At 58.1% G+C, this 7179-nt stretch carries 9 protein-coding genes; 4 read left to right on the top strand and 5 right to left on the bottom strand.

Features of this window, described 5'->3' with window-relative positions; genetic code table 11:
* Nucleotides 1-203 precede the first annotated feature (203 nt).
* From ACFFAR_RS19430 to ACFFAR_RS19420, 3 genes are all read left to right on the top strand, one after another.
* Nucleotides 204-638 (top strand): DUF3429 domain-containing protein, encoded by a 435-nt coding sequence (locus ACFFAR_RS19430; protein WP_375508293.1) that lies wholly within the window; start codon nt 204-206, stop codon nt 636-638.
* A gap of 88 nt (nt 639-726) precedes the next feature.
* Complete coding sequence (locus ACFFAR_RS19425; protein WP_062002984.1) at nt 727-1017, top strand: DUF427 domain-containing protein; 291 nt, start codon at nt 727-729, stop codon at nt 1015-1017.
* Between the two features lie 170 nt (nt 1018-1187).
* Nucleotides 1188-1847 carry an FMN-dependent NADH-azoreductase gene (locus ACFFAR_RS19420; protein ID WP_375508292.1) on the top strand — a complete coding sequence of 220 codons (660 nt, stop codon included), beginning with the start codon at nt 1188-1190 and terminating at the stop codon, nt 1845-1847.
* Between the two features lie 81 nt (nt 1848-1928).
* Here ACFFAR_RS19420 and benD read toward each other — a convergent pair whose 3' ends face one another.
* The 5 genes from benD to catA form a co-directional block, all read right to left on the bottom strand.
* A complete protein-coding gene (gene benD, locus ACFFAR_RS19415) occupies nt 1929-2705 on the bottom strand; it encodes a benzoate diol dehydrogenase BenD (RefSeq protein WP_375508291.1) in 777 nt (258 codons plus the stop codon).
* A complete protein-coding gene (gene benC / locus ACFFAR_RS19410; RefSeq protein ID WP_375508290.1) occupies nt 2702-3724 on the bottom strand; it encodes a benzoate 1,2-dioxygenase electron transfer component BenC in 1023 nt (340 codons plus the stop codon). The genes benD and benC overlap by 4 nt, the downstream gene beginning before the upstream one ends.
* A 40-nt stretch (nt 3725-3764) precedes the next feature.
* Nucleotides 3765-4253, bottom strand: a complete 489-nt coding sequence (benB, locus tag ACFFAR_RS19405; protein WP_174365482.1) for a benzoate 1,2-dioxygenase small subunit — start codon at nt 4251-4253, stop codon at nt 3765-3767.
* Complete coding sequence (locus ACFFAR_RS19400; protein ID WP_375508289.1) at nt 4250-5608, bottom strand: Rieske 2Fe-2S domain-containing protein; 1359 nt, start codon at nt 5606-5608, stop codon at nt 4250-4252. The genes benB and ACFFAR_RS19400 overlap by 4 nt, the downstream gene beginning before the upstream one ends.
* Nucleotides 5609-5715: 107 nt before the next feature.
* A complete protein-coding gene (gene catA / locus ACFFAR_RS19395; RefSeq protein ID WP_062170964.1) occupies nt 5716-6648 on the bottom strand; it encodes a catechol 1,2-dioxygenase in 933 nt (310 codons plus the stop codon).
* A gap of 177 nt (nt 6649-6825) precedes the next feature.
* Between catA and ACFFAR_RS19390 the strand changes: the two genes are divergently transcribed.
* Nucleotides 6826-7179, top strand: a 354-nt coding sequence (locus tag ACFFAR_RS19390) for a LysR family transcriptional regulator (RefSeq protein WP_375508288.1), incomplete at its 3' end; no start/stop codon positions are given.

Below are 7179 nucleotides of genomic sequence, written 5' to 3'. Positions count from 1 at the left end.
TGAGTGGCGACAGCAAGAGCATGGATACTGTCACAGGCATTCTTTCGGACGCGCGGAATCGTTATGCATTGCCGGAAGAGTGAAGCACTGCGGGGCAAGTTGCACGCCCTACCCACGTAAAAAATCAGTAGTCGCACCGAATGCACGCACGAGGACCAAAACAGTTCAAAGGTGGGCGCGTTTCAACCTGAGGTGAAGCTGTCATGACTACGCTCGAAGCGAACACGCCGCTTCCCAAACTGCTCGGCTACGGCGGCGCGATCCCATTTATCGGGCTAGCACTGCTTGTGCACATGCTCGCCAACCATCAAGACGTAATGAGGCATGCGCTGTTGGGCTATGGCGCATGCATCGTGTCGTTCGTGGGCGCCGTGCACTGGGGCATATGGCTCGCAACAAATGGCAAGCGCGCGGCTGGCATTTTATGGAGCGTTGTTCCCTCGATCGCCGCCTGGGTCGTCCTTAGCGTCAACGATCAACTGTCTTGCCTCGCGATGGCGGCAGTACTTGTATCCTGCCTGATTGCAGATTTTCGTTTCCGCCAGCTTGGCGACCTTCCGCAATGGTACGTGCGAATGCGGATTACACTGACTACCGTGGGCGCGCTTTCGTTGATAGCAGGATCCTTTGGCGCGTAACCCTTGAAAGACTGATCGGGTGGCCGCCGCCGTCCCTTACTCGTGTTCGACATCGAAACCCATTAACCTGAACCATCGAGAAAAGCTCATGAAACGCGCAACCTGGAACGGAACGGTAATCGCATCGGCCGCCGATGACGAGATCAAGATGGTGGAAGGCAATCTGTACTTCCCACCCCACGCGCTGAAACTGGATTACCTGAAGCCGAGCGAGAAGGTCTCGACGTGCGGATGGAAGGGCGAAGCACATTATTACGACGTAGTCGTAGACGGCCAGACGAATGCGGACGCGGCGTGGTACTACGCAACCCCTCTCGACGCCGCACGCGAGATCGCCGGACACGTCGCATTTTGGCGCGGCGTCCGTATCGAGGACTAGCATCTTCTCAAGTGACTTGGCTCAATGCTCGATCAGGGCGATGCAACTCCTGCGCGCGCGGGTTGATGAAAAGTACCAGTGTGATGCCGGTTCAGGTCGCTCAGGAGCCCTGAGTCATCATCTAGACGGTTCTTGAGTTAACCCTCACACCTTTACATACGGAACAACCTATGACCGACCAGTCCGATCAAACGCAAACATCTGCTAACCACGCGCCCCGCCTCTTACACGTAATAGGGTCGCCAAGGGAGTTGCGTTCTGCTTCGCGCGAAGTCGCGGATTCATTCATCACCGCATGGCTCGCGGCAAATAGCAACGGTACAGTCGATACCCTCGACGTGTGGAGCACTGAACTTCCCGAATTCGACGGCTATGCTTTGGGCGCTAAATATGCCGCGTTGGAAGGCCGGGAGCGGACAAGCCAGGAGGTCGAGGTATGGGAAGCGATAACCGCATTGGCAGACCGATTTCGTAACGCGCAGTTGATCGTGTTCAGCGTTCCTATGTGGAACTTCGGAATCCCGTACAGGCTGAAACACCTGATAGACGTGGTGAGCCAGAAAGACCTTCTGTTCACTTTTGACGAGCGTGGATTACAGGGGCTTTTGACTGGCGTCAAAGGCGTAACGATCTCAGCGCGCGGCGCCGAGCTGGGCGCATTCGCTGAACATCAGGGCGCCTATATGTCCACGTGGTACGAGATGGTGGGGATAACGGAGCACCACGACATCGTCATAGAGAAGACTTTATACGGCTCCGAGGTTGACTCGAAGTCGCGAGCAGCCGGGCGCGATGCGGCGCTGGGTTTGGCACAAAGGCTGAAGGTTTGAAGGGGATGCATCTGAAAGTCCCGTTGCGTGCCCGTGAACCTGAGAAGTTCGATAAAAATGATTGCCACATAGTTGCGATGATCAGCCCGTGTCGCCGCCTGCGACCGGCAACACCGTGCCGGTGATATAACCGGCCTCGTCCGATGCAAGGAACAAAATGGGCGCGACCTGTTCCTCAAGGCTGCCGTATCGTTTGAAAAAGGTCGATTCAGTGACCTGCTGCACCGCTTCGTCCATCCAGGTCTTTTCCTGTTCGCTGTCGCCGGCAGCGTTGCGCGGGACGCGGCGCGGGGGTGCGTCGGTCCCGCCCGGCGCGGTGGCCATAACGCGGATGTTGTGCTCCGCGTACTCCATCGCGAGCGACTGGGTTATCGCGTTGACACCGCCCTTGGCCGCCGAATACGGGACACGGCGTATGCCGCGCGTGGCGTTCGAGGAAACATTGACGATGGTTCCGGCGCCGCGCTCGATCAAGTACGGCAATACGGCATGGCAGGTGTACAGGGTAGGCATGAGCGAGCGGCGAATTTCCGCATCGATCTGCTCCGGTTCGAACTCGGCATAGGGGCGCATGCGAATCGCGCCGCCGACTCCGTTGATCAAGATGTCGATCCCGCCGAATCGCTTAACTGCAAATGCCATTGCTGCGGCTGCGCCGGCATAGGTCTCGAGGTCGGCTACAAACCCAGCCGTCTCCCCGTCGTTGGCCTCGGCGGCGATCTCGGCTACAAAATCGGCCCGATCAACAAAGAGCACCCTGGCACCTTCGGCGGCCGCACGCAGCGCCACGCCGCGCCCAATGCCCTGAGCCGCGCCGGTGACGACCATGACCTTGCCCTTGAATCTTTTCATGGTCATGCCGTCTCCAGTTCTGCATTGGGGGCGAACTTCTCATAGTGGAAACTGCGAGGCTTCACGCCGCTGTCGTCGAAATACTTGCGCACCGCGTCGACCATTGGCGGCGGGCCGCACAGGTAGACATCGACATCGCCATCATTCAACGCCCCGGCCGGCACATGCTGCGTGACCCAACCTTTGCGGGGATGGGCTGAATCCGCATCGGCCACAACGGTGTCGTAGCTGAAATTGGACAGCTTCTTCCTGTACATCTCAATGGCGTCGACGTGCACCAGGTCGAGGTCTCGGGTCACGCCATAAATCAGGTGAACATGTTGTTGCGAGTTGGCTCGCGCGAGCACTTCCAGCATCGACAGGAACGGCGCCAGTCCCGTACCGCCGGCAATGAATAGCAGCGGCCGCTCAACGGCGCGCAGATAGAAGCTGCCAAGCGGCCCGGTCAGCTCTACCTTGTTGCCTGGTTGTGCCAATTCGAGCCAGGTGGTCATCACGCCTCCCGGAATCTTCTTGATCAGGAAACTGATTCTGGATTCACCCGGCGGCGATGAAAACGAGTACGAGCGGTGTCGGCCGCTGCCAGGAACGTCGATGTTGACGTACTGACCCGGGAGGAACGCGGGCGCCGCACCTTCCACCTCCAGTTCGAGAACGACGGCCGCGTCGTTATGCGGTTTCACCTTCGTTACTGTCGCGGCAAAGGTGCTCCTCCCGGTCTTGCAGACGGTGGAAGATGCCGGCACGGCGATCACGCAATCGCTATCCGGGACCATTTGACACGTGAGTACGAGCCCGCTGTCCTTCTCGTCATCGCTCAGCGCGTCCTCGATGTAATCGTCGCCAAGGTCGTAGCTGCCGCTCTCAGCGCGGCACTTGCACGTCCCGCAGACACCGTCCGAGCAATCCATCGGCAGATTGATTTTCGCGCGGAAGGCTGCATCGAGCACTTTCTCCCCCGGCTTGCATACGACGAAGCGAGTGACGCCGTCCTCGAAGTTGAGTGCCACGTTGTAGCTCGGCATGTTGCCTCCTTTTCTGCAAATGTATTACCGGCGCTTGCCATCAGACGTGGTACACGTCGAGCACCTGACGGATATAGTCGTTCTTCAGCACGATTCGCTTGTTGGAAATCAACAGGTCGTCGCCGACCCTGCGCAAGGTGACGAACATGGTGCCGAAAAAATAGTCGGTGATCTTGTATCGATGACTCAGCGTGTTGAAGTTGTAACGCACGTCCACTTCGTTGCCACGTTCGGCCAGCACCTCGACATTGGCGACGTTGTGACTGGTACGCGGTTCAGGCATGGAAGCACCACTGCGTTCGGTCTTGATACGGAACACGCGGTCTTCCAGGCCGCCGCGATCCGGGTAATACATCAGCGAGATCTGGCTCTCGTGGTCATCGGTCACCCGGTCGTCGTCATCCCACGCCGGCATCCAATACGTGACGTCCTCGGTGTAGCAGGCGAGCCAGTCATCCCATTCGCGGTCATCGAGCAGGCGCGCCTCACGGTACAGCAACGCGCATATGGTGTGGTAGTCGAAGCTCATACGACCGCCTCCCCTTGCTCCTTTTTCAGCGCATCGCGCATCAGTCTTACCCAGTATTCGTGCTGGGTTACAAAGAGCCCTTCGTCTTCGCTGCGCTCACCCGAGATGAGCGGGTTGAGACCCATGCTTTTCGCATTTTTGTCCGGGCCATCGACCCACAACGGAGCGCCGCGCGAGAGGTCGTTCCACAATGCAGTGGTGCCTGCGTAGCCGGCCTGGCACGCGCGGAACTCCTCGAGGTCATCTGCGGTGCCCATTCCCGAGACGTTGAAGAAATCCTCGTATTGGCGAATGCGGGTGGCGCGGTCGGCTGCACTCTCGCCTTTTGGTGCAAAGCAGAAGATGCTGACTTCAGTTTGACCAACGCTCAACGGACGGACCACGCGAATCTGGGTGCTGAACTGGTCCATTAAAAAGACGTTCGGATACAGGCAGAGATTGCGAGTTTGATTGACGATGAAATCTGCTTTTATGCCGCCGACCCGGGCCTTTATTTCTTCGCGTTGTTGATAGACCGGGCGCACTTCCGGGTTCATCGAATTGGTCCAGAGCAGGATGTGACCGTTGTCGAATCCGTACACGCCGGCAACCGACTTGCTCCAGCCGTTCGCATCGACAGCCTTGGTGCCATCGACCTTGCGCCGGCCCATGGTCGCGGCGTAATTCCAGTGCACGGTGCTGACGTGATAACCATCGCATCCATTCTCCATCTGCATTTTCCAATTCCCGTCATAGATGTACGAGGAATTGCCACGCAACACTTCAAGCCCGTGGGGCGCCTGATCCACGATCTGGTCGATGATGACCTTGGTCTCGCCGAGGTGGTCCTCCAGCGACATGGCGTCGGCATTGAGGCTGCCGAACAGGAAACCGCGGTAGCTCTGAAACCGCGGTACCTTTTTCAGGTCATGCGAGCCGTTCGAATTGAATTGAATGGGGTATTGCGTGGTCTTCTCATCCTTCACCTTCAAGAGCTTTCCGGTGTTGGCGAATGTCCAGCCGTGAAACGGACACGTAAAGCTGCCTTTGTTGCCATGCTTGCGCCGGCAAATCATGGCGCCTTTATGAGCGCAGGCATTGATGACCGCGTGAAGTTCTCCGGCCTTGTCTCGCGAGACGACTACTGGCTGACGGCCAATCCATGTGGTGTAGTAATCGTTATTGTTGGGAATCTGACTTTCATGCGCCAGATACACCCAGTTGCTTTCGAAGATGTGTTTCATCTCCAGTTCGAACAAATCGGCATTCGTAAAAATATCGCGGCGGCAGCGAAATACACCAGTCTGCTTGTCGTCCTGGACGGCGGCGTGCAGCAGTTCATCCAACAGCACGGACTTTTCGATAATTACGGACATAGAGGCTCTCCCTGTGCAGGCTCCGAGCATGGAGCCGTGCACCGGTGTCAGTGATTTTTGCGGGGGATCAAGCGACGGCAGCGATACCGGGCAGCCGCTTCAGGCGATCAAGCCGTAGCTGATACGCGCGGACGATGGACGACCTGGTTGTCCTTGCCCTGGACGAGCGGCGTCAACGCAAAGTTGAACTCGATTTCCCGGTATGCGTCGGATTTGAGGCCGAGCGCAATGCCACCGGTCTTCTCGACCACATGCGCAATCAAGTCCTCGCGGGTTGCATAGGCAAAGTCGTCCCAGATCAGCGGGTCGCCTTCAATATTGATTTGCGTGGTCAGCTTGCGGTGCTTGTCGCTGCCGGCGAAGAAATGCACATGCGCCGGACGGTTGCCGTGGCGCGCGAGCACGTTCAGCAGTTGCTGAGTCGCGCCATGCGGCGGGCAACCGTAGCCGACCGGCATCAGCGTACGAAACTCGTACTTGCCGTCGACACCCGTTTTCACCGCCCCGCGCAAGTTAAAGTCGCTCTGCGCTCCGGTCGGGTCGAAGTGAGAATAAAAGCCTTTAGAGTTGGCGTGCCAGCACTCGACAATCGCATTTGCAACGGGCTTGCCATCCAGACCGGTCACGGTGCCACGAATGACCAGAGGGCCCGCTTCCTGATCGGGGTCGCTGTCGATCTTGGATACCCCGTCGTGCACTGGCGCACCGGCGACATAGAGCGGGCCTTCAATGGTACGCGGCGTGCCCCCGTTGATCTCGGCTTCCCTGTCCGCAGCATCCATGCGCATGTCGAGATACTTTTCAATGCCGAGGCCAGCGGCGAGCAACGCCGCTTCGCCATCCTGACCAAGCTTGTTGAAATAATTGACGCCGGCCCAGATTTCATCGGGTGTCATATCGAGGTCGTCGATTGCCTTGAATAAATCGCTCAGCAGGCGGCCGACAATCTGTTTGGCGCGAGCATTGCCGCTCTGGCTCTCAACGTTGGCAGCAGCCTTCAACAGGTCTTGCGCTTCTTTCGTAGCGAAAACTTTCGTCATTGTCTTCTCCAGAATCTTTTGTGCTTATGGTGGGGGTTAACCCCTGTTTCAACGCAGTTGCAGAATGCCTGAAAGGTATAATCGGGCGTTGAACAGAGCGTAAAAACAGAATAAGTCCAGTCGGAAAGGCCCGTCCAACACTGATTTAGTATCGAGCTATATCAAGGAGGTATCGAGATGGAACTCCGGCATCTGCGCTACTTCGTAGCGGTAGCCGAAGAGCGCAATTTCACGAGAGCGGCCCAGCGCCTTCACATGGCCCAACCGCCTTTGAGCCGGCAGATACAGCAACTCGAAGAGACACTCGGAGTGCAACTGTTCGAGCGCAACTCGCGCCCGTTGAAGCTCACGGAAACGGGCAAGTTCTTCTATCTCCATGCCGTGCAACTGCTGGCGCAAACCGCCGAGGACGCCCGCTGGCTGGCGCAAGGCGCGGTGATCGGCGCGCAGGCGGCTGTCGCGATGGCCTTCCTGCATGCGCTGCAAGGCGATGCCGACGCGGCGCTCGCGGCGGCGCGCCGCCCGCAGCAG

Origin of the sequence: uncultured Caballeronia sp. (assembly GCF_964243625.1) — a bacterium.
Lineage (GTDB): Bacteria > Pseudomonadota > Gammaproteobacteria > Burkholderiales > Burkholderiaceae > Caballeronia.
The sequence above is the reverse complement of the archived record's forward strand: the minus strand, read 5'-3'. Positions and strand labels throughout refer to the sequence as shown.

Excerpts from the sequence above, each read along its gene's own strand:
- ACFFAR_RS19400 (WP_375508289.1), bottom strand. The coding sequence starts at position 5,608 with ATGTCCGTAATTATCGAAAAGTCCGTGCTGTTGGATGAACTGCTGCAC.
- ACFFAR_RS19420 (WP_375508292.1), top strand. The coding sequence starts at position 1,188 with ATGACCGACCAGTCCGATCAAACGCAAACATCTGCTAACCACGCGCCC.
- ACFFAR_RS19430 (WP_375508293.1), top strand. The coding sequence starts at position 204 with ATGACTACGCTCGAAGCGAACACGCCGCTTCCCAAACTGCTCGGCTAC.
- ACFFAR_RS19425 (WP_062002984.1), top strand. The coding sequence starts at position 727 with ATGAAACGCGCAACCTGGAACGGAACGGTAATCGCATCGGCCGCCGAT.
- benD (WP_375508291.1), bottom strand. The coding sequence starts at position 2,705 with ATGACCATGAAAAGATTCAAGGGCAAGGTCATGGTCGTCACCGGCGCG.
- benC (WP_375508290.1), bottom strand. The coding sequence starts at position 3,724 with ATGCCGAGCTACAACGTGGCACTCAACTTCGAGGACGGCGTCACTCGC.
- benB (WP_174365482.1), bottom strand. The coding sequence starts at position 4,253 with ATGAGCTTCGACTACCACACCATATGCGCGTTGCTGTACCGTGAGGCG.
- catA (WP_062170964.1), bottom strand. The coding sequence starts at position 6,648 with ATGACGAAAGTTTTCGCTACGAAAGAAGCGCAAGACCTGTTGAAGGCT.